The 17,931-nt window shown below is 66.4% G+C and carries 17 protein-coding genes; 11 read left to right on the top strand and 6 right to left on the bottom strand.

Annotated elements, in window-relative coordinates; all coding sequences use genetic code 11:
* Positions 1-29: 29 nt before the first annotated feature.
* Positions 30-1,721 (bottom strand): NAD+ synthase, encoded by a 1,692-nt coding sequence (locus BC358_RS10385; RefSeq protein WP_079365758.1) that lies wholly within the window; start codon positions 1,719-1,721, stop codon positions 30-32.
* Positions 1,722-1,785: 64 nt separating this feature from the next.
* Here BC358_RS10385 and BC358_RS10380 point away from each other — a divergent pair, with 64 nt between their 5' ends.
* The 6 genes from BC358_RS10380 to BC358_RS10355 all read left to right on the top strand — a co-directional run bounded on the left by BC358_RS10380 (position 1,786) and on the right by BC358_RS10355 (position 5,322).
* Positions 1,786-2,970: a GNAT family N-acetyltransferase gene (locus tag BC358_RS10380; RefSeq protein ID WP_256861465.1), complete on the top strand. Its 1,185-nt coding sequence runs from the start codon at positions 1,786-1,788 to the stop codon at positions 2,968-2,970.
* A 99-nt stretch (positions 2,971-3,069) separates the two neighbouring features.
* Positions 3,070-3,384, top strand: coding sequence for a hypothetical protein (locus BC358_RS10375; RefSeq protein ID WP_079365756.1), 315 nt, complete (start codon positions 3,070-3,072; stop codon positions 3,382-3,384).
* Between the two features lie 2 nt (positions 3,385-3,386).
* Complete coding sequence (locus BC358_RS10370) at positions 3,387-3,839, top strand: polymer-forming cytoskeletal protein (RefSeq protein ID WP_241559558.1); 453 nt, start codon at positions 3,387-3,389, stop codon at positions 3,837-3,839.
* The gene (locus BC358_RS10365; protein ID WP_079365755.1) at positions 3,836-4,426 is read left to right on the top strand and encodes a polymer-forming cytoskeletal protein; all 591 of its coding nucleotides are present in this window, start codon (positions 3,836-3,838) and stop codon (positions 4,424-4,426) included. The genes BC358_RS10370 and BC358_RS10365 overlap by 4 nt, the downstream gene beginning before the upstream one ends.
* A gap of 7 nt (positions 4,427-4,433) precedes the next feature.
* On the top strand, positions 4,434-4,913 hold the full coding sequence (locus BC358_RS10360) for a hypothetical protein (protein ID WP_079365754.1): 480 nt from the start codon (positions 4,434-4,436) through the stop codon (positions 4,911-4,913).
* A 4-nt stretch (positions 4,914-4,917) separates the two neighbouring features.
* The gene (locus BC358_RS10355; RefSeq protein WP_066151238.1) at positions 4,918-5,322 is read left to right on the top strand and encodes a polymer-forming cytoskeletal protein; all 405 of its coding nucleotides are present in this window, start codon (positions 4,918-4,920) and stop codon (positions 5,320-5,322) included.
* Between the two features lie 82 nt (positions 5,323-5,404).
* Here the strand turns inward: BC358_RS10355 and ppa are convergent, their stop codons facing one another.
* Complete coding sequence (gene ppa, locus BC358_RS10350; protein ID WP_066151241.1) at positions 5,405-5,941, bottom strand: inorganic diphosphatase; 537 nt, start codon at positions 5,939-5,941, stop codon at positions 5,405-5,407.
* A 240-nt stretch (positions 5,942-6,181) separates the two neighbouring features.
* On the opposite strand from ppa, the gene BC358_RS10345 reads away from it, so the two are divergent.
* Positions 6,182-8,242 (top strand): sodium-translocating pyrophosphatase, encoded by a 2,061-nt coding sequence (locus tag BC358_RS10345; protein WP_079365753.1) that lies wholly within the window; start codon positions 6,182-6,184, stop codon positions 8,240-8,242.
* 62 nt (positions 8,243-8,304) lie between these two features.
* Here BC358_RS10345 and BC358_RS10340 read toward each other — a convergent pair whose 3' ends face one another.
* Positions 8,305-8,901, bottom strand: coding sequence for a TetR/AcrR family transcriptional regulator (locus BC358_RS10340; protein ID WP_127806108.1), 597 nt, complete (start codon positions 8,899-8,901; stop codon positions 8,305-8,307).
* 119 nt (positions 8,902-9,020) lie between these two features.
* Here BC358_RS10340 and BC358_RS10335 point away from each other — a divergent pair, with 119 nt between their 5' ends.
* From BC358_RS10335 to glp, 4 genes are all read left to right on the top strand, one after another.
* Positions 9,021-9,845, top strand: a complete 825-nt coding sequence (locus BC358_RS10335; RefSeq protein ID WP_066151249.1) for a metal-dependent hydrolase — start codon at positions 9,021-9,023, stop codon at positions 9,843-9,845.
* Positions 9,846-9,920: 75 nt separating this feature from the next.
* Positions 9,921-11,036, top strand: coding sequence for a GTP 3',8-cyclase MoaA (gene moaA, locus BC358_RS10330; RefSeq protein WP_079365751.1), 1,116 nt, complete (start codon positions 9,921-9,923; stop codon positions 11,034-11,036).
* A gap of 4 nt (positions 11,037-11,040) precedes the next feature.
* A complete protein-coding gene (gene mobA, locus BC358_RS10325) occupies positions 11,041-11,661 on the top strand; it encodes a molybdenum cofactor guanylyltransferase MobA (protein WP_079365750.1) in 621 nt (206 codons plus the stop codon).
* Between the two features lie 7 nt (positions 11,662-11,668).
* On the top strand, positions 11,669-12,946 hold the full coding sequence (glp, locus tag BC358_RS10320) for a gephyrin-like molybdotransferase Glp (protein ID WP_079365749.1): 1,278 nt from the start codon (positions 11,669-11,671) through the stop codon (positions 12,944-12,946).
* 6 nt (positions 12,947-12,952) lie between these two features.
* Here glp and BC358_RS10315 read toward each other — a convergent pair whose 3' ends face one another.
* Genes BC358_RS10315 through BC358_RS10305 form a run of 3 tightly spaced genes read right to left on the bottom strand, consistent with a single transcriptional unit; the run spans position 12,953 to position 17,799 of the window.
* A complete protein-coding gene (locus BC358_RS10315; protein ID WP_079365748.1) occupies positions 12,953-13,414 on the bottom strand; it encodes an isoprenylcysteine carboxylmethyltransferase family protein in 462 nt (153 codons plus the stop codon).
* The gene (locus tag BC358_RS10310; RefSeq protein WP_066151262.1) at positions 13,411-16,506 is read right to left on the bottom strand and encodes an efflux RND transporter permease subunit; all 3,096 of its coding nucleotides are present in this window, start codon (positions 16,504-16,506) and stop codon (positions 13,411-13,413) included. Before BC358_RS10310 ends, BC358_RS10315 begins: the two co-directional genes overlap by 4 nt.
* A gap of 30 nt (positions 16,507-16,536) precedes the next feature.
* Positions 16,537-17,799, bottom strand: coding sequence for an efflux RND transporter periplasmic adaptor subunit (locus tag BC358_RS10305; RefSeq protein WP_079365747.1), 1,263 nt, complete (start codon positions 17,797-17,799; stop codon positions 16,537-16,539).
* Positions 17,800-17,931 lie beyond the last annotated feature (132 nt).

Here is a 17,931-nt window from a genome sequence, read left to right as displayed (position 1 = left end):
TGTCAGCCCCCATGGGGCACTCGGGCGTGTCAGGCGCGGTACCGGCTGGTGATCGGATAGCGCCAGTCTTTGCCGAAACTGCGGTGCGTGACGCGAATGCCGATGGGTGCCTGGCGCCGCTTGTACTCGTTGATGCGGATCAGCCGAACCACCTTGTCGACATCGGCCTGCGGATACCCTTCCGCCACGATCTGGTCCGGGCTGCGGTCGTTCTCCATGTAGCGCTCGATGATGGCATCCAGGACCTCGTACTCCGGCAGGCTGTCCTGGTCCTTCTGGTCCGCCCGCAATTCGGCGCTGGGCGGCCGCGTGATGATGCGCTCGGGAATCGGGTTCGTTCCGGTGCCATAGGGATCGTGCGCGTTGCGCCAGCGCGCCAGGCGGAACACCATGGTCTTGGCAACGTCTTTGATCACCGCAAAACCCCCGGCCATGTCGCCGTAGAGCGTGCAATACCCGGTGGCCATCTCACTCTTGTTTCCGGTGGTCAGCACGATGGAGCCGAACTTGTTGGACAGCGCCATCAGCAACGTGCCGCGGATGCGCGCCTGCAGGTTCTCCTCCGTGGTGTCCTCGGGACGCCCCTCGAACAGGGGGTTGAGCGACGCCCGGAATGATTCGAACTCTGGCGCGATGGCGATCTCGTCGTAGCGCACCCCCAGGCGCGCCGCCATGTCGCGCGCGTCGATCCAGGAAATGTCTGCGGTGTAGTGGGACGGCATCATCACCGCCCGCACCCGGTCCTTGCCCAGCGCATCGACCGCAATCGCCAGCACCAGGGCTGAGTCGATACCGCCCGACAACCCCAGCAGCGCCCCGGGGAAGCCGTTCTTGCCCAGGTAGTCGCGCACCCCCAGCACCAGTGCGTGCCAGAGATCGGCCTCCAGGCTGTGCGGCCGGTCCATGCCGGCCTCGATCTGCCAGCCACCGCCGGCCCGGGTCATGGCAATGTCAAACAGCGTCTCTTCAAAGCTGACGGCACGGCCCACCAGCGTCCCGTCGGAGCCCAGGACAAAACTGCGCCCCTCGAACACGATTTCGTCCTGCCCGCCGACCAGGTGGGCATACACCAGAGGAAGACCAACCACCCGGGCTCGATCGCGCATGGTGGCCTCCCGTTCGCCTCCCTTGCCGGCATGAAACGGCGAGGCGTTGATAACCACCAGCACCTCGGCACCGGCGGCTCGGGCATCGGTTGCCGGCTCGTCGAACCAGGCGTCCTCACAGATCAGCAGGCCCACTTTCGCAGACTGCCCTGTGCTGTCCAGAACATCGAATACGCAGGTGTCACTCCCTGGAACAAAGTAACGACGCTCGTCAAAAACCTGGTAGTTGGGCAGCTCGCGCTTGGCGTAGGTGTGGGTGATGCGCCCCTCGCAGACCACGCTCGCAGCGTTGTACAGGCTGGCCACCGACACGCTTCGGTTGCGCATCCCTGCTTCGTCGCCTTTGCGGGCCGGATGTCCCACCACGATGTGCAGGCCTTTGAGGTCGGCCGTGCCGCTGGCGATCACTTTGAGCGCATCATCGCAGGCGTCGATGAAGGCTGGCCGGAGGAACAGGTCTTCCGCCGCGTAACCACAGAGCGCCAGTTCAGGTGTCACAAGCAACTGCGCACCGCCAGCATGGGCGCTGCGCGCCGCCTCCACAATGCGCCTGGCGTTGCCAGTCATGTCCCCCACCACGAAGTTGAGTTGGGCCACACAAATCTTGAGCGTCATGGAATCGGAACCAAGGGGAACAACACAGGGAACGACCGCCGGAGCGCCTGGCCCCGGCGGGGGGGTGGAAGATTATGTCACCCGGGTTTTCACCGTGCCGGCGGACATCCCGCTCGCCGGTTGGAATGCCCTGCTGGCGCTGGAGGCCGACCCCAGCCCCTTCATGCGGCTGGAGTATCTGGCGGCGCTGGATGCCAGCGGCAGTGCCACCCGCCGCACCGGGTGGCGGCCGGCCTTCATGACCTTGTGGGACGGTGGCCACATGGTCGCGGCCTGCCCGCTGTACCTGAAGCAGCATTCCTACGGCGAATACGTGTTCGACTGGGCATGGGCCAACGCCTACGAGCAGCATGGCCTCTCCTACTACCCCAAGGCTTTGGTGGCGGTGCCTTTCACCCCTGTGCCTGGCGCCCGGCTGCTGGCGCGCGACGATGCATCGCGCGCCGCATTGCTGCAGGCGCTGCTCCGTTACTGTCAGGAACAGCAACTCTCGTCGCTGCACCTGTTGTTTGCCCAGCCGCGCGATCAGCAGGCCTGCGTCGACGCCGGGCTGATGCTGCGCCACACGGTCCAGTTTCACTGGCACAACCAGAAGTATCTGGATTTCGATCAGTTTCTGGCCAGCCTGCAGCAGGACAAGCGCAAGAAGATCCGCCAGGAGCGGCGCAAGGTCGCCGACGCCGGCGTGCAGTTTCGCCATGCACAGGGGCGGGACATCAGCCCCGCAGACTGGCGGTTCTTCTACAGCTGCTACGAGCGCACCTACCTGGAGCACGGCAATGCGCCCTACCTGCAGCCTAATTTTTTTGCCCGCATGGCCCGGGACATGCCCGAGAACTGGCTGATGTTCGTCGCAGAAAGCGATGGACGTCCGATTGCGAGCAGCCTGGTGGGCATCGACGCATCACAGCGGGTGGCGTACGGCCGCTACTGGGGCGCGCTGGAACGGGTGGACTGCCTGCATTTCGAGGCCTGCTACTACCAGCCCCTGAACTGGTGCATTGACCATGGATTCGAGCGATTCGAAGGCGGGGCCCAGGGCGAACACAAGATGGCCCGGGCGCTCCTGCCGACGCGCACCAGCAGCGCCCACTGGCTGGCCCACCCGGCATTTTCCGATGCGGTGGCGCGTTTCCTGGAGCGCGAGGAGAGCGGCGTGGACAGCTATCTCTCGCATCTGGCAGAGCGCAATCCGGTTCGTGCATCCGCGGGGGCGCCACCAGCGACCACTCCCGACAATCTGGCGTAGTCACGCCGTACCCGGGCGTGTTTCACCGAATGCTTCGTGGCACTCGACCTGCGCAAACTCTCTCAGCGACTTGTTACGCTCTCCCTACAATCGAGAACCATGGACCCGACTGACGCCTTCTTCACCCAGACCGTTGTGGGCGCGCCGTTCACTGTCCTGCTCGGCCGGCGCCGCCAGCCCGGTGGTTCACAAGCGGAAGGCCTGCACATCAATCTGGCCACCGGCGAAAGCCGTCTGAGCCAGCTCTGGCAGGAATGGGCGCTGCTCAGCCATGCCACACCACCCGGGACCGCGAGGACCCGGCCGGGTCGTGTCCGCCGCCTGATGGAGCGTCATGCGCTGTGGGTGGCGGTTCTGGGTTTGCTGTCGCTGACCGGGTCGGCCGTGTCCTGGGGGCTGCTGCTGTGGAAATAAAGTTGCCACAGGACACGCTGACGATCGACCCGATCGCCATGAACGTGGTCAACCGGGTGGCTGCCGGGAGCCGGCTGGAGGGAGACTTGCTGTTCGAAGGCGGTCTGCTGGTCCAGGGAGAAATCTCCGGGCAGATTCGGGTCAACGGTCGGCTCATCATCTGGAAGGGTGGCGTGGTGCGGGGCACGGTGCGCGTGCAGGGCGACCTGTACCTGTTTGGCCAGCTCGGCGTGACCGAAGGTTCGGCGCAGGACACGCAGCTCGAATGCCACGGCATGGCCTATGTAGCCCAGACCGGTGTGTCCACGGGCACGCTGATGGCCAAACGATTGCAGCTGTACGAGGGCGCGGATCTTCGCGGGCCGTTCAAGACGCTAAAGTTGGGAAGCACCCTGCCCGTGTTGCATGATGTCCAGTCCCAGCAGCCCTTGAGAGCACCCGGAGGCCGATCATGAAAGCACGCCGCTATATCCCTCCCGAACGCCACCTCGAACAGCACCCAGGATCCAAGACCATGATGAACGACCAGAACAGCTTCCCAGCCGTGCCCAGTCCGGAGCAGCAACCTGCATCCGACCTGCCGCAGGCGCTGGAGGTGGACGTGGGCCGCGCCATGCCGCCGGCCATGGCAGAACCGATTCCCATGCTGCAGGCTCAGGACAGCACCATGCCTGAGATCGACGCGACCGATGTGGCCTCGGCCCGCAGCATGCTGGCCGACGGCATGCACTTTGTGGGCAACGCCCTGCTCAAGGGGCCGTTCAGCGTGGCGGGCCAGATTGATGGCAACCTCACGCAGGCCGAAGGCATCCAGGTGTCGGTGGTGGTCACCGAAACCGGGCGCGTCAAGGGGGACATCACCGCCCACAAGATCTCCGTCATGGGGCACACCGATGGTGTGCTCGACTCGGGCCAGGGCGAAGTGTCCCTGCACGACTCCGCCAGCGTTCACGGACTGGTGCGCTACGGGCGCATCCAGGTCAACGGCGCCGATCTGAACGCCACGCTCGAACGCGTGGCACCCGCCCGGAAAGTGACCTGACGGCCTCATGCAGTGGCAGCGGAGCGAACACCAGCAACCGCCAGCTCCCCGCCAGTCGTCGGTCCCCGACTCCGAGGCGGTGCGTCTGGCCGCGCTCCAGGCCAGCTGGCGCCGGGACCGGCGTGTGGCACGGCGCAGGATCGTCTGGCGCTGGATCGTCTGGTTCGCCCTGCGGTACCTGCCCTGGCTGGTGGCCGCACTGGCACTGCTGTTCGCCGCGGGCTACCTGGCAGGCTGGCTCCCGGCAACGCCCGCAGCAGCCGAGCCACGAATGATCGAAGCAGAGGCTGCGATGTACGCGCCCTTGCCGGCTGCTGTGGACCCTCCGGAGTCCATTGCCGAAACTGACTGGACGCCGCTGAATCTGCACGCCAACGCGCAGCTTGAATTCGCCGCCAACGCAACGACAACAGCCGTTGAAGCGCTGACATCTCCCGATACACTCACCCTCACCCCTGAAAACTGGTTGCACAGCAAGGAGCCCTGATCTCATGAGCCACAACCCTGCGTCCACGCGCCTCGTTCCGGCCGAGCGCCTTTCCGCCATCACCAGCTTGATCGCCGAAGGCGCCGTGTTCGACGGCAACTTTCACACCACGCGCGACCAGGGCATCAAGGTCGACGGCCAGCTCAAAGGCAACATCACCTTCGAAACCGGCGGCACCCTGCATGTGGGCGCCACTGGCGTGATCGAGAACACCCGGCTCGAGGCCGACTATGTGTTCATCGAAGGCAAGGTGATCGGCGCCGTGATCGCCCGCAAGGCGCTGGAAATCACCGGCTCGGCCACGCTGATCGGCGACGCCAGCTACGACGAGCTGATCGACATTCATCCGCGCGCCCGGGTGCGCGGCAAGATCGAGTACCGGGGCGACATCGACGCAGCGCAGAACTGACCCCCTCTGCTGCGCCCACAAAAAAAGCCTGCCACTTGGCAGGCTTTTTTGCGCCCGACACCTCGAAGGTGGCGGTGAAAGATCAGCCCTGCGCCTTGTTGTATGCAGCGATGCCGTCCATGATTTCCTTGTGCGCAGACTCGGGACCTTCCCAGCCCGCGACCTTGACCCACTTGCCCTGCTCCAGATCCTTGTAGTGCTCGAAGAAGTGTTCGATGGCTTTCAGGCGCATCGGGTTCAGGTCTTCCGGCTTCGTCCAGCGGCTGTAGAGCGACAGGATCTTGTTCGTCGGCACGGCCAGCACCTTGCCATCCTCACCAGCTTCGTCGGTCATCTTCAGGATGCCGATGGCGCGGCAGGGCACCACGACACCAGGCATCAGCGGCACGGGGGTGACCACCAGCACATCGACCGGGTCGCCGTCGCCGGCGATGGTCTTGGGCACATAACCATAGTTGGTCGGGTAGTGCATGGCGGTGTTCATGAAACGGTCCACGAAGATCGCGCCCGATTCCTTGTCCACTTCGTACTTGATCGGATCGCCGTTCATGGGGATCTCGATGATGACGTTGAACGCTTCGGGGATCTTGTCGCCAGGGGTGACGTTGTCGAGAGACATGGGTTCTTTGGAAAGTTGAAGAAAACGCTAGTGATTAACCCTGATTTTACTGATTCCAACCTGACTTCCTGATCCATATCAGTTCGTGTCTGAAGCAATTCCCGCTACATTCACTTCGTTGGCCAATCGCCCTGCCCCACCCGCCCCGGGTGCGTGACGGACGCGAGGAAGCAACGCAGCGGGGGTAGTCCTCTCAGCGTTGCCCCCTCCAAGTCAAACGTTACGGAGCAGGAGAAATCTATGGTTGGACAAACTGCGCTGATCTTTGCGCTGGTGTGCGGGCTGGTGGCCGTGGTCTATGGTTTCTGGTCCCGCAGTTGGATTCTTTCCCAAGACCCGGGCAACGCCCGCATGCAGGAAATCGCCGGTGCCATCCAGGCCGGCGCTGCCGCCTACCTCGCCAAGCAATACACCACCATCGGCATCGTCGGTGTCGTGCTGGCCGTGCTGATCGGCGTGTTTCTTGACGGCCCCACGGCCATCGGTTTCGTGCTGGGCGCTGTGCTCTCGGGCGCCTGCGGCTTCATCGGCATGAACATCTCGGTGCGGGCCAATGTGCGCACCGCACAGGCCGCCACCAAGGGCATCGGCCCGGCGCTGGACGTGGCCTTCCGCGGCGGGGCCATCACCGGCATGCTGGTGGTGGGTCTGGGCCTGCTGGGGGTGGCGGGCTTCTTCTGGTTCCTGGTGGGCAACGGCAACCTCACGCCCGACAAGAACCTGGCCAAGCTGCTCAACCCGCTGATCGGTTTTGCCTTCGGCTCGTCGCTGATCTCGATCTTCGCGCGACTGGGCGGCGGCATCTTCACCAAGGGTGCCGACGTCGGCGCCGACCTGGTGGGCAAGGTGGAGGCCGGCATTCCCGAGGACGACCCCCGCAACCCGGCCGTGATCGCCGACAACGTGGGCGACAACGTCGGCGACTGCGCCGGCATGGCGGCCGACCTGTTCGAGACCTATGCGGTCACGCTGATCGCCACCATGGTGCTGGGCGCCCTGATGGTCGTGGCCGCACCGATGCAGGCCGTGCTGTACCCGCTGGTGCTGGGCGGCGTGTCCATCATCGCGTCCATCATCGGCTGCTTCTTCGTCAAGGCCAGCCCAGGCATGAAGAACGTCATGCCCGCGCTCTACAAAGGCCTGGCCATCGCTGGCGTGCTCTCGCTGATCGCCTTCTATTTCGTGACCACTGCCATCATTCCGGACAACGCCATTGCCGCCGCCGGCAGCCAGATGCGCCTGTTCGGGGCCACGGTGGTGGGCCTGGTGCTGACCGCTGCGCTGGTGTGGATCACCGAGTTCTACACCGGCACCCAGTACTCGCCGGTGCGCCACATCGCCCAGGCGTCCACCACCGGGCACGGCACCAACATCATCGCGGGCTTGGGTGTGTCGATGCGCTCCACCGCCTGGCCGGTGCTGTTCGTCTGCGTGGCCATCATGGCCGCCTACTCGCTGGCCGGCCTGTACGGCATTGCGGTGGCCGCCACCTCCATGCTCAGCATGGCCGGTATCGTGGTTGCGCTGGACGCCTACGGCCCCATCACCGACAACGCGGGCGGCATTGCCGAGATGGCCGAGCTGCCCAGCAGCGTGCGCGACATCACCGATCCGCTGGATGCCGTGGGCAACACCACCAAGGCCGTGACCAAGGGCTACGCCATCGGCTCGGCAGGCCTGGCCTCGCTGGTGCTGTTTGCCGACTACACCCACAAGCTCGAAACCTATGGCCAGAGCGTGAGCTTCGACCTGAGCGATCCACTGGTGATCATCGGCCTGTTCATCGGTGGCCTGATCCCTTACCTGTTTGGCGCCATGGCAATGGAGGCCGTGGGCCGCGCGGCCGGTGCCGTGGTGGTCGAGGTGCGCCGCCAGTTCAAGGAGATCCCGGGCATCATGGAAGGCACGGCCAAGCCCGAATACGGCAAGGCCGTGGGCATGCTGACGGGCGCGGCCATCAAGGAAATGATCGTGCCCAGCCTGCTGCCGGTGGTGGTGCCGATCCTGGTGGGGGTGTTCCTGGGTCCGAAGGCACTCGGCGGTCTGCTCATGGGCACCATCGTGACCGGTCTCTTCGTCGCCATCTCCATGTGCACCGGCGGTGGTGCCTGGGACAACGCGAAGAAGTACATCGAGGACGGCCACCACGGCGGCAAGGGCAGCGAAGCCCACAAGGCGGCCGTGACCGGTGACACCGTGGGCGACCCCTACAAGGACACCGCCGGCCCGGCCGTGAACCCGCTGATCAAGATCATCAACATCGTGGCGCTGCTCATCGTGCCGCTGCTGCCGATGGTCTGACGCCGTCTACGCCTGCTCCGACCGCCACAGCGCACGGCCCCGGAGCAGGCTTCTGTTCATGCCTAGTGCGAACGCGCCAGACGACGCACCACTTCGCTGGCCACTGGCGTCATGGCGGGCAGTTCCGCCACCCGCCCCTGTTCGATGGCCTGCAGGATCAGTTCGTTGATGCCGCCCACCGCGGCCAGAGCCAGTCCTTCGTCGATGGCGCTTTCCCCCGGCCCGCGGCCAAGGGTCTCCACCATGAACGAGGCCAACGCGTCCATGACGTCCCTGCGAGCCCGTTCGCCCGCCACTCCCAGGTGGTGGATCTCGATGAACAGCGTGCGCAGCAGCTCGGGGCTGGCCGCCATGTGCGTGAGATAGGCCTGCAGTGCTTGCTCCAGTTGCTGCTGCCAGGGCCGCTCGGCCGACACCGAGTCCCTCAGGGTTTTCAGGGCGTTCATGCTCACCGCTTGGTACAGCTCCAGAAAACAGGCGTCCTTGCTCTCGAAGTGCTCGTAGAACGTACGCTTGGAGACGCCAGCCTCCCCCACCACGTCGGCAATGGTCACCGCGGCCAGCCCCTTGGTAGCGGCCATGCTGGCCATGGCCTGCAAAAGGCGTCGCCGGTGCTCGCTGCCGTTGAAGGTCTCTGGTGCGGTCTGGTTCAAGGCCATGACCGACATCTTAGGCCGCGGGACCACAGGGTTTGCCGGCTTGACACCCATGCCTGAAAGCAAGACCATGACGAATCTGGTACCAATCGGTACCAACTACCGCTTGAAGGCTTGAAGTCATGACCGAACTTGTCGTACGCCGCCTGTTGATCGATCTGGACCAGCCCGTGGAACGCCACTGGTGCGGCGGTGACGCATTCCTGACCGCCTGGTTCAACGCCCTGTCCATGAGCTTCCCGATCGGCGAGCAGTTCTTCATCGACTCGGTGCGCGCCGGCTTCAAGGCCCTGCCACCGGAACAACAGGCGCCGCTGCGCGACGAGGTCCAGGGCTTTGTGGGCCAGGAGGCGACGCACCGACGCATCCACGCCTTGTTCAACGCCCAGATCGAGAAACATGGTCTGACCAACCACTGGGAGCCCAGAGCGCGTCGGCGGCTGGCACGGATGGACGGAGCCGATGTGCGCCACGGTGTGGCCATCACGGCAGCCAACGAACATTTCACAGCCCTCTTCGCCGAGTGGATGCTCGCGCACCCCGAGTTGCTGGATGGCTGCGAACCCCGGCTGAAAACTCTGTGGTTGTGGCACAGCGCTGAGGAAGCCGAGCACAAGTCCACAGCCTTCGACATCTACCAGGCCCTGGGTGGCAGTCAAGCCTGGCGGCTGCGCTGGATGCGCCGCGTGACCGTGTTCTTCCTCGGCGACGCGCTTCGGCAGACCGTCTCCAACCTGCGCGCCGACGGCACGCTGTGGCGCTGGTCCACCTGGCGCAGCGCCGCCCGGCACCTGCTCGGACGCGACGGGCTGCTGCGCACCAGCTACACGCCATGGAAGCGCTATTTCCGCCGAGACTTCCACCCGACCCAGCAACACAGCGAGCTGTCCGAGCGCTGGCTGGCTGCCAACGCCCAGGTGTTCGTGCGGGTAGGCAGCAGCGCCTGAGTGCCCGCGGGCATTGTCCCTGCCCAGAGCCCGTGTGTCCAGGCTGGGCTATGCAGGGTCGACCATAATCTCGCCATGTCCGAACGCGTGATTCCCCTGGTCGACCAACGCATGACGACCCGCGCCGCGGTCGTTCCCACCACACCGATTGCTGCCACCGGTCTGCTCGGCGATGCGCTCGGGCGGCCGCTGCGCGACCTGCGTATCAGCGTCACCGACCGCTGCAACTTCCGCTGCAGCTACTGCATGCCCAAGTCGATTTTCGACAAGGACTATCCCTACCTGCCGCACAGCGCCCTGCTCAGCTTCGAGGAAATCACCCGCATTGCGCGCCAGTTCGTGGCCCATGGCGTGCAGAAGGTCCGCCTCACCGGTGGCGAGCCGCTGCTGCGCAAGAACATCGAGATCCTGATCGAGCAGCTGGCCGCGCTGCGCACCACCGAAGGCCGGCCGCTGGACATCACGCTCACCACCAACGGCTCGCTGCTGCAACGCAAGGCGCGCGACCTCAAAGCTGCTGGCCTGCGGCGCGTCACCGTGAGCCTGGACGGGCTGGACGACGCTGTGTTCCGCGCCATGAACGATGTCGACTTCCCGGTGGCCGATGTGCTGCGCGGCATCGAGGCGGCGCGCGAGGCCGGACTGGGCCCGGTGAAGATCAACATGGTGGTCAAACGCGGCACCAACGAGCACGAGATCCTGCCGATGGCGCGCCACTTCAAGGGCACCGGTGCGGTGCTGCGCTTCATCGAATACATGGACGTGGGCGCCACCAACGGCTGGCGCATGGACGAGGTGATGCCCAGCGCCGAGGTGGTGCAGCTGATCCACCGCGAACTGCCGCTGGTGCAGCTGGACCCGTCGGCGCCCGGTGAAACGGCCGAACGCTGGGGCTACGCCGACGGCAGCGGCGAGATTGGCGTGATCAGCAGCGTGACGCAGGCCTTCTGCCGCGACTGCAACCGCGCCCGACTCTCCACCGAAGGCAAGCTCTATCTCTGCCTGTTCGCCACCCAGGGACATGATCTCAAGCCGCTGGTGCGCGGTGGTGCCAGCGACGCCGAACTGGCCAGCGCCATCGCCGGCATCTGGCAGGGCCGTGACGACCGCTACTCGGAACTGCGCGCCTCCATGCCGCCAGACCAGGGCGCGGGCGGGCGCCGCATCGAAATGAGCTACATCGGAGGCTGAACCCATGCAAGCGGGAGACATCACCGGGCTGGTCCTGGCCGGCGGGCGCGGCTCGCGCATGGGCGGCGTTGACAAGGGGCTGCAGAACTTCCACGGCACGCCGCTGGCGCTGAACGCGCTGATGCGGCTGCAGATGCAGGAAGGAGGTCTGGTCGGCGACCTGATGGTCAACGCCAACCGCAACCTCTCGGCCTACGAGGCCTTCGGCACCCCGGTGTGGCCCGACACACTCGACAATTTCGCCGGACCGCTGGCGGGCTTTCTCACCGGTCTGGAGCGCTGCGAAACCCCCTGGCTGCTGACCGTGCCCTGCGACTCGCCGCGCTTTCCGCTCGACCTGGCACGGCGTCTGGCACAAGCCTTTGAATCGCCCGACACAGAGATCGCCATGGCGGCCGCCCGCGAGGACGACGGGCAATGGCGGTCCCAGCCGGTGTTCTGCCTGATGAAGGTGGACCTGCTCGAAAGCCTGGCCGACTTCACACGCGGCGGTGGCCGCAAGATCGACCACTGGACCGGCCAGCACCGCACCGTGGTGGTTCCGTTCGACCGCCCGGACGACGACCCGCTGGCGTTCGCCAATGCCAACACGCTGGATGAACTGCACGCACTCGAAAAACCGTGATGGACCGATGAAGACGATTGAACAGATTGCCGCCGAATTGCAGGGCTACGACCCGAAGGCCCTCAGGGCTGCAGACGTCAACGAGTTCCTGGCGCGACTGGTGACACCGGTCAGCGAAACAGAAGCTTGCGGCGTGTTCGGCGCCCTGGGGCGGGTGCTGGCGGAGGATGTGGTTTCGCCGATCAGTGTGCCGCCGCACGACAACTCGGCCATGGACGGCTTCTCATTCGATGGCGGCCAGTTGCAGCCGGGGCAGCCGCTGGTGCTGTGCTGCCTGGGCACCGCCTACGCAGGCCAGGCCTGGAGCGGCCAGGCGGGTGCGGGCGACTGCGTGAAGATCATGACCGGCGCCATCATGCCCGCCGGCACCGACACCGTGGTGCCCATCGAGTTCGTGAAGGTCGAGGGCGAGACAGTCACCGTGCCGGCCGACGTGGTCCGCCAGGGCGACAACCGCCGCCTGCTTGGCGAAGACCTGATGGCCGGCCGCCCCGCCCTGGCGCGCGGCCAGACCCTGGGACCGGCGGCGCTGGGCCTGATTGCCAGCCTGGGCCTGCCCACCGTCCCCGTGTTCCGGCGCCTGAAGGTGGCGTACTTCTCAACCGGCGACGAGATCCTGAGCCTGGGCGAGGCGCCGCGCGAGGGCGCGGTCTACGACAGCAACCGCTACACCGTCTTCGGCCTGCTCACCCGCATGGGCATCGAGGTCCTCGACATGGGCGTGGTCAAGGACGAGCCGGCCGCGCTCGAAGCAGCGTTCCGTCGTGCTGCGACCGAGGCCGACGCCATCATCACCAGCGGCGGCGTGAGCATGGGCGAGGCCGACCACACCAAGGCCATGATGAAGCAGCTGGGCGACGTGGCGTTCTGGCGCATCGCGATGCGGCCCGGACGGCCCATGGCCGTGGGCCGGATCGTCCAGGAGGGCAAGTCGTCGGTGCTTTTCGGATTGCCTGGCAACCCAGTGGCCGTGATGGTCACCTTCCTGGCCTTCGTGCGTCCGGCCCTGCAGCGCATGATGGGCTGCACCGCCTGCGAGCCGGTCCTGCTGCAGGCCCGCAGCGCCGAGGCGCTGCGCAAGAAGCCGGGCCGCACCGAGTACCAGCGCGGCATCGTCACGCGCGAGGCGGACGGCACGCTGCGCGTGCGCACCACCGGCAACCAGGGCTCGGGCGTGCTGCGTTCGATGGTCGAAGGCAACGGCCTGATCGTGCTGCACCACGACCAGGGCAACGTGGCGGTGGGCGATCCTGTCGACGTGATGATGTTCGATGGCGCGATCTGAGCCAACTCAGAGCCAGCGTCTCACACGCGCCATGTAGGTGCGGTACTCCTCGCCAAACAGGCCCAGCAGCACCCGTTCTTCGGGCGCGATCTGGAAACGGGTGAGGTACAGGACATAGGCCATCGGCCCCAACAGCAGCGCCGGCCAGTGCGCGAGGTAGACGCCCCAGGCCAGCAACAGGAACACCATGCCGACGTACATGGGGTTGCGGGTGATGCGGTAGACGCCGCGCGTGACCAAGGATGAGGCACGCTCGGGGCGCAGCGGATTGACCGTGGTGCGCGACGCGCGGAAGGCCAGCAGCCCCGCGAGATCAAACGACAGTCCGACCAGCACCAGCAGCGCCAACGACAGTCCGTTCGACCCGGTGGGCACATGCCACTCGGGACCGCCGGCCGCCCAGACCATCAGCAGCGCGGTGACCAGGCCCACCAGGGGCGGCGGCACCCGGTGTTCGAGCCAGCTCATTTGGCCACCAGCACGTCACCGGGATGCGACGGAACCTGGGCGGTCTCCTGCGGCAGCACGCGCGAGCCGTGCCGGGTGCGCGCCAGCAGCATGTACATGGTCGGCACCACGAAGATGGTCAGCAGCGTGCCCACCGACATGCCGCCCACGATGACCCAGCCAATCTGTTGGCGGCTCTCGGCGCCCGCGCCGGAGGCCAGCGCCAGCGGCAGGGCTCCGAGCACCATGGCACCAGTGGTCATCATGATGGGGCGCAGGCGCAGCGCGGCGGCTGCGGTCACGGCCTCCAGCTTGGACTGGCCCTGCTCGCGCAGCTGGTTGGCGAACTCCACGATCAGGATGCCGTGCTTGGAGATCAGCCCCACCAGGGTGATCAGACCAATCTGGCTGAACACGTTGAGTGTGCCTCCCGTAAGCCGCAACGCCAGCAGCGCGCCGAGCATGGACAAGGGCACCGACAGCAGGATGATGAACGGGTCGACGAAGCTCTCGAACTGGGCCGCCAGCACCAGAAAGATGAACAGCAGCGACAGCGCGAACACGATGGCCAGCGAACCCGACGAGCTGCGGAACTCCCGGCTCTGGCCGTTGAGGTCGGTGGTGTAGCCCGGCGGCAGCACCTCGGCCGCGATGGTGTTCATGATCTGCAGCGCATCGCCCAGCGCCAGCTCGGGACCTAGGTTGGCGGTGATGGAGGCGCTGCGCCGTTGACCGAAGTGGTTGAGCTCGCGCGGCACCACCACCTCGCTGACCTTGACCAGTGAAGCCAGCGGAATCATGGCGTCGCCCCGCCCACGCACGAACAGGCGGTCGATGTCGTCGGGCGCGCTGCGCTGCGTGCGGTCGGTCTGCACCACCACGTCGTATTGCTCGCCGCCCTGCTTGTAGCGGGTCACGGTGCGACCGCCCAGCAGCGTCTCCACGGTGCGGGCGATGGCGTCCACGCTCACCCCCATGTCGGCCGCGCGCTCGCGGTCCACGTCCATGCGGATCTCCGGCTTGTTCAGCCGCAGGTCGGTGTCGACCTGCTGGAACCCGGGGTACTTCGCCATCTCGTCCTGGAAGCGGCGCACGGTGCGCGAGAGGTTTTCGTAACTGTCGCTGGTGACGATGACGTAGTTGATCGGCCGCTCGCGGAAGCCCTGGCCCAGCGAGGGCGGCGTGATCGGGAAGGCGCTGATGCCCGGCAGCGCGCCGATCTTGGGCTGCAGCTCGCGCGCGATTTCCAGGGTGCTGCGCTCCCGCTCTTCCCAGGGTGTGGCACGCAGGAACACCGAACCCTGGGCAACGGTCGGGTTGCCGATGTTGGCAAAGATGCGGTCGAACTCCGGGTAGTCCTGTCCGATGCGTTCGACCGCTTCGGCGTAACGGCGCGTGTAGTTCAGCGTGGCGCCGTCCGGGCCGTTGATGTTGACCAGGATCACGCCCCGGTCCTCCAGCGGCGCCAGCTCCTGCTTGGTGGTCTTGAGCAGCCACCAGCTGCCCACCGCGCTGGCGAGCATGATGCCCACCACCAGCCAGCGCACCCGCAGAGCACCCGCCAGCATGCGGCTGTAGCCGTTGGTGATGGCCACCAGCACGCGCTCCATGCCTCTGTCGAACCAGCCGGGGTTGGGGTTGTGGCGCAGCAGCTTGCTGCTCATCATGGGCGAGAGCGTCAGCGCCACGAAGCCCGAAACCACCACCGCGCCGGCCAGGGCAAGCGCAAACTCGGCGAACAGGCGTCCGGTGCGCCCGGGCGTGAAGGCCAGCGGCGCGTACACCGCCGCCAGCGTCAGCGTCATGGCCACCACCGCGAAGCCGATCTCGCGCGCCCCTCTGATGGCAGCGTCGAAAGGTTTCATTCCCTCCTCGATGTGCCGGTAGATGTTCTCCAGCACCACGATGGCATCGTCCACCACCAGACCGATGGCCAGCACCAGCGCCAGCAGCGTCAGGGTGTTGATGGAAAAACCGAACAGCGCCATCAGCGCGAAGGAGCCGACCAGGCTGACAGGGATCGTCACCAGCGGAATGATGGAGGCGCGCAGCGTTCGCAGGAACACGAAGATCACCAGTGCCACCAGCACCACCGCTTCGGCGATGGTGGTGTAGACCGCCTTGATCGAGCGGTCAATGAAGACCGAATTGTCGTTGGCGATGTCGACGTTGATGCCGGGCGGCAGGTCGGCCTTGACTTTCTCCAGCAACTGGCGCACTCCCGCCGAGAGTTCCAGCGGGTTGGCCGTGGCCTGGCGGATCACGCCCAGCGACACCGAGTCGCGGCCGTTCAGGCGCACCGAGCTGCGTTCGTCCTGAGGGCCCTGCACCACCCGCGCCACGTCGCCCAGCCGGATCGGCAGGCCGTTGACGTTGCGGATGGTGACGTCGCGGAACTGCTGCGGCGTCTGCAGGTCGGTGGCGGCGGTCACGTTGAACTCGCGCTGACTGCTCTCGATGCGACCAGCCGGCACTTCGAGGTTGGAACGCCGCAGCGCATCCTCGATGTCCTGCACCGTGAGCCCATAGGCCGCGAGGCGGTCGGGGTCGGCCCAGATGCGCATGGAGTACTTGCGCTCGCCGTACACCCGCACCTCGGCAGCACCCGGCGCGGTCTGCAGCACCGGCTTGGCGATGCGGTTGGCCAGATCGGACAGCTGCAGCGCGCTGTGGGTGTCGGAGGTCAGGGCCAGCCAGATCACCGGAAAGGCATCGGCCTCCACCTTCGCGATCACCGGCTCGTCGATGCCCTGCGGCAGGCGCTGCCTCACCCGGCTGACCTTGTCGCGCACATCGGCAGCAGCCGAGTCGGGGTCGCGTTCGAGCTTGAAGCGCACTGTGATCTGGCTGCGCTCCTGGCGGCTGATGGAGGTGATCACGTCCACCCCTTCGATGCCGGCAATCGAATCTTCCAGCGGCTTGCTGACCTGCGACTCGACCACCTCGCTCGAAGCGCCGGTGAAGGTGGTGCTGACGGTGACCGTCGGTTCGTCGATCTTGGGGTACTCGCGCACCGTGAGCCCCTGGAAGGCCACCAGGCCCACCAGCAGGATCAACAGGGACAGCACGCTCGCGAAGACCGGGCGGCGGATGGCAATCTCGGGCAGTTGCATGGTCTGGTTCCTGTGCGGTGCGGAACGGCCTCAGCCCGCGGCGGGCGGTTTGCCGCCCGCAGGCGCATCACCCGGCTTGGCGGCGGGAGCGCCGGCCGGTGGCCCGCCCTTGCCAGCGCCTGGCTGGCCGGCTTCGGGCCGGCTCATGTCCACCACACGGACGGCGGTCCCGTCCTGCTGCAGCCGCTGCTGCCCGGCGACTACCACGGTGTCGCCCACCGCCACACCGTCGGTGATTTCCACCTGGCCGGCGCGGCGCACGCCGATGCGGACCTCGGTGCGCTGGGTGACCAGCTTGGCGCCATCGCCCTCGCCTTCCTTGCGCAGCTTGATGACGAACTGCTTGCCCGCCTGCGGCACGATGGCCTCCTCGGGCACGACCAGGGCCGCGTCGTTGACCGAAAACACGGTGTTGACCCGCGCGAACATGCCCGGGCGCAGGTCCTTGCCCGCGGTCGAGGGCAGCACCGCCCGCACGGCCACCGAGCGCCCGTTGGCGTCCAGCAGCGGGTCGACCGCCTGGATGCGGGCCTGAAAGTTCTGGCCAGGCAGCGCATCCAGCTGAACCTGCACCGACTGGCCCGCCGCCACCAGGCTCTGGTAGCGCTCGGGCAGGCGGAAGTCCACCGTCAGCTGCGAGGTGTCTTCAAGGTTGATCAGGTCGGCACCGTCCTTGACGTATTCGCCGAGGTTGATGTTGATCAGGCCCACCGTGCCGTCGAAGGGCGCCACGACGCGCATGCGCGCCAGCCGAGCCTGCGCCAGCGACACCTGGGCATCGGCCACCTGCAGCGCGGCACGGCTTTCATCGAGCACCCGCTGGGCCACGAAGGCCTGGGCCACCAGCTCCTCGTTGCGCTTGAGGTTGGCGCGCGCAATCGACAGCTGCGCCTGGGCCTGGCTCAGTTCCGCCTTCTGCAACGTGTCGTCCATCTGCACCAGCAACTGGCCCTTGCGCACCCGGGCACCATCCGACACCGCGATCTGCACGATGCGACCGGCCACCTCGGGCCGCAGGGTCACGCTCTGGCGCGAACGCAGGGTGCCGACGGACTGGGCATCGTCCTGCAGCCGTTGGGTCTGGACCTTGGTGACCTCGACCCCCGGCATGCTCCCACCGCCTTGGCCAGGTCGCCCACCGGCAGCACCTGCGGGAGCGGGTGTGCCCGGTGCGGCACCGCCCGCCGTGGCCTGCTGTGCGCCTGAAACGGGCCGGTTTTGGAACCACCAGGCGCCGGCCGACGCCAGCGCAATGCCGCCCACCGCGACCCAGACGTAGAGTTTTTGTGCCATGTATTCTTCGTGCCCGCGAAGCCCTCAACCAGCAATCGTGCTGCGAATGAGACGGAGAAAGAAACGCAATGTATCAGCGCAGACGCTGCTGCGCTGCGCAAGTTCCCGAAGCCCCAGGCGAACGGTCGCCCG

It is taken from the genome of Hydrogenophaga sp. H7, assembly GCF_002025745.1.
In the GTDB taxonomy this organism is placed as follows: domain Bacteria; phylum Pseudomonadota; class Gammaproteobacteria; order Burkholderiales; family Burkholderiaceae_C; genus Hydrogenophaga; species Hydrogenophaga pseudoflava.
This window is presented reverse-complemented; position numbering and strand designations above follow the sequence as displayed.

Excerpts from the sequence above, each read along its gene's own strand:
- BC358_RS10385 (WP_079365758.1), bottom strand. The coding sequence starts at position 1,721 with ATGACGCTCAAGATTTGTGTGGCCCAACTCAACTTCGTGGTGGGGGAC.
- BC358_RS10375 (WP_079365756.1), top strand. The coding sequence starts at position 3,070 with ATGGACCCGACTGACGCCTTCTTCACCCAGACCGTTGTGGGCGCGCCG.
- BC358_RS10365 (WP_079365755.1), top strand. The coding sequence starts at position 3,836 with ATGAAAGCACGCCGCTATATCCCTCCCGAACGCCACCTCGAACAGCAC.
- BC358_RS10360 (WP_079365754.1), top strand. The coding sequence starts at position 4,434 with ATGCAGTGGCAGCGGAGCGAACACCAGCAACCGCCAGCTCCCCGCCAG.
- BC358_RS10355 (WP_066151238.1), top strand. The coding sequence starts at position 4,918 with ATGAGCCACAACCCTGCGTCCACGCGCCTCGTTCCGGCCGAGCGCCTT.
- ppa (WP_066151241.1), bottom strand. The coding sequence starts at position 5,941 with ATGTCTCTCGACAACGTCACCCCTGGCGACAAGATCCCCGAAGCGTTC.
- BC358_RS10345 (WP_079365753.1), top strand. The coding sequence starts at position 6,182 with ATGGTTGGACAAACTGCGCTGATCTTTGCGCTGGTGTGCGGGCTGGTG.
- BC358_RS10340 (WP_127806108.1), bottom strand. The coding sequence starts at position 8,901 with ATGGCCTTGAACCAGACCGCACCAGAGACCTTCAACGGCAGCGAGCAC.
- BC358_RS10335 (WP_066151249.1), top strand. The coding sequence starts at position 9,021 with ATGACCGAACTTGTCGTACGCCGCCTGTTGATCGATCTGGACCAGCCC.
- moaA (WP_079365751.1), top strand. The coding sequence starts at position 9,921 with ATGTCCGAACGCGTGATTCCCCTGGTCGACCAACGCATGACGACCCGC.
- mobA (WP_079365750.1), top strand. The coding sequence starts at position 11,041 with ATGCAAGCGGGAGACATCACCGGGCTGGTCCTGGCCGGCGGGCGCGGC.
- glp (WP_079365749.1), top strand. The coding sequence starts at position 11,669 with ATGAAGACGATTGAACAGATTGCCGCCGAATTGCAGGGCTACGACCCG.
- BC358_RS10315 (WP_079365748.1), bottom strand. The coding sequence starts at position 13,414 with ATGAGCTGGCTCGAACACCGGGTGCCGCCGCCCCTGGTGGGCCTGGTC.
- BC358_RS10310 (WP_066151262.1), bottom strand. The coding sequence starts at position 16,506 with ATGCAACTGCCCGAGATTGCCATCCGCCGCCCGGTCTTCGCGAGCGTG.
- BC358_RS10305 (WP_079365747.1), bottom strand. The coding sequence starts at position 17,799 with ATGGCACAAAAACTCTACGTCTGGGTCGCGGTGGGCGGCATTGCGCTG.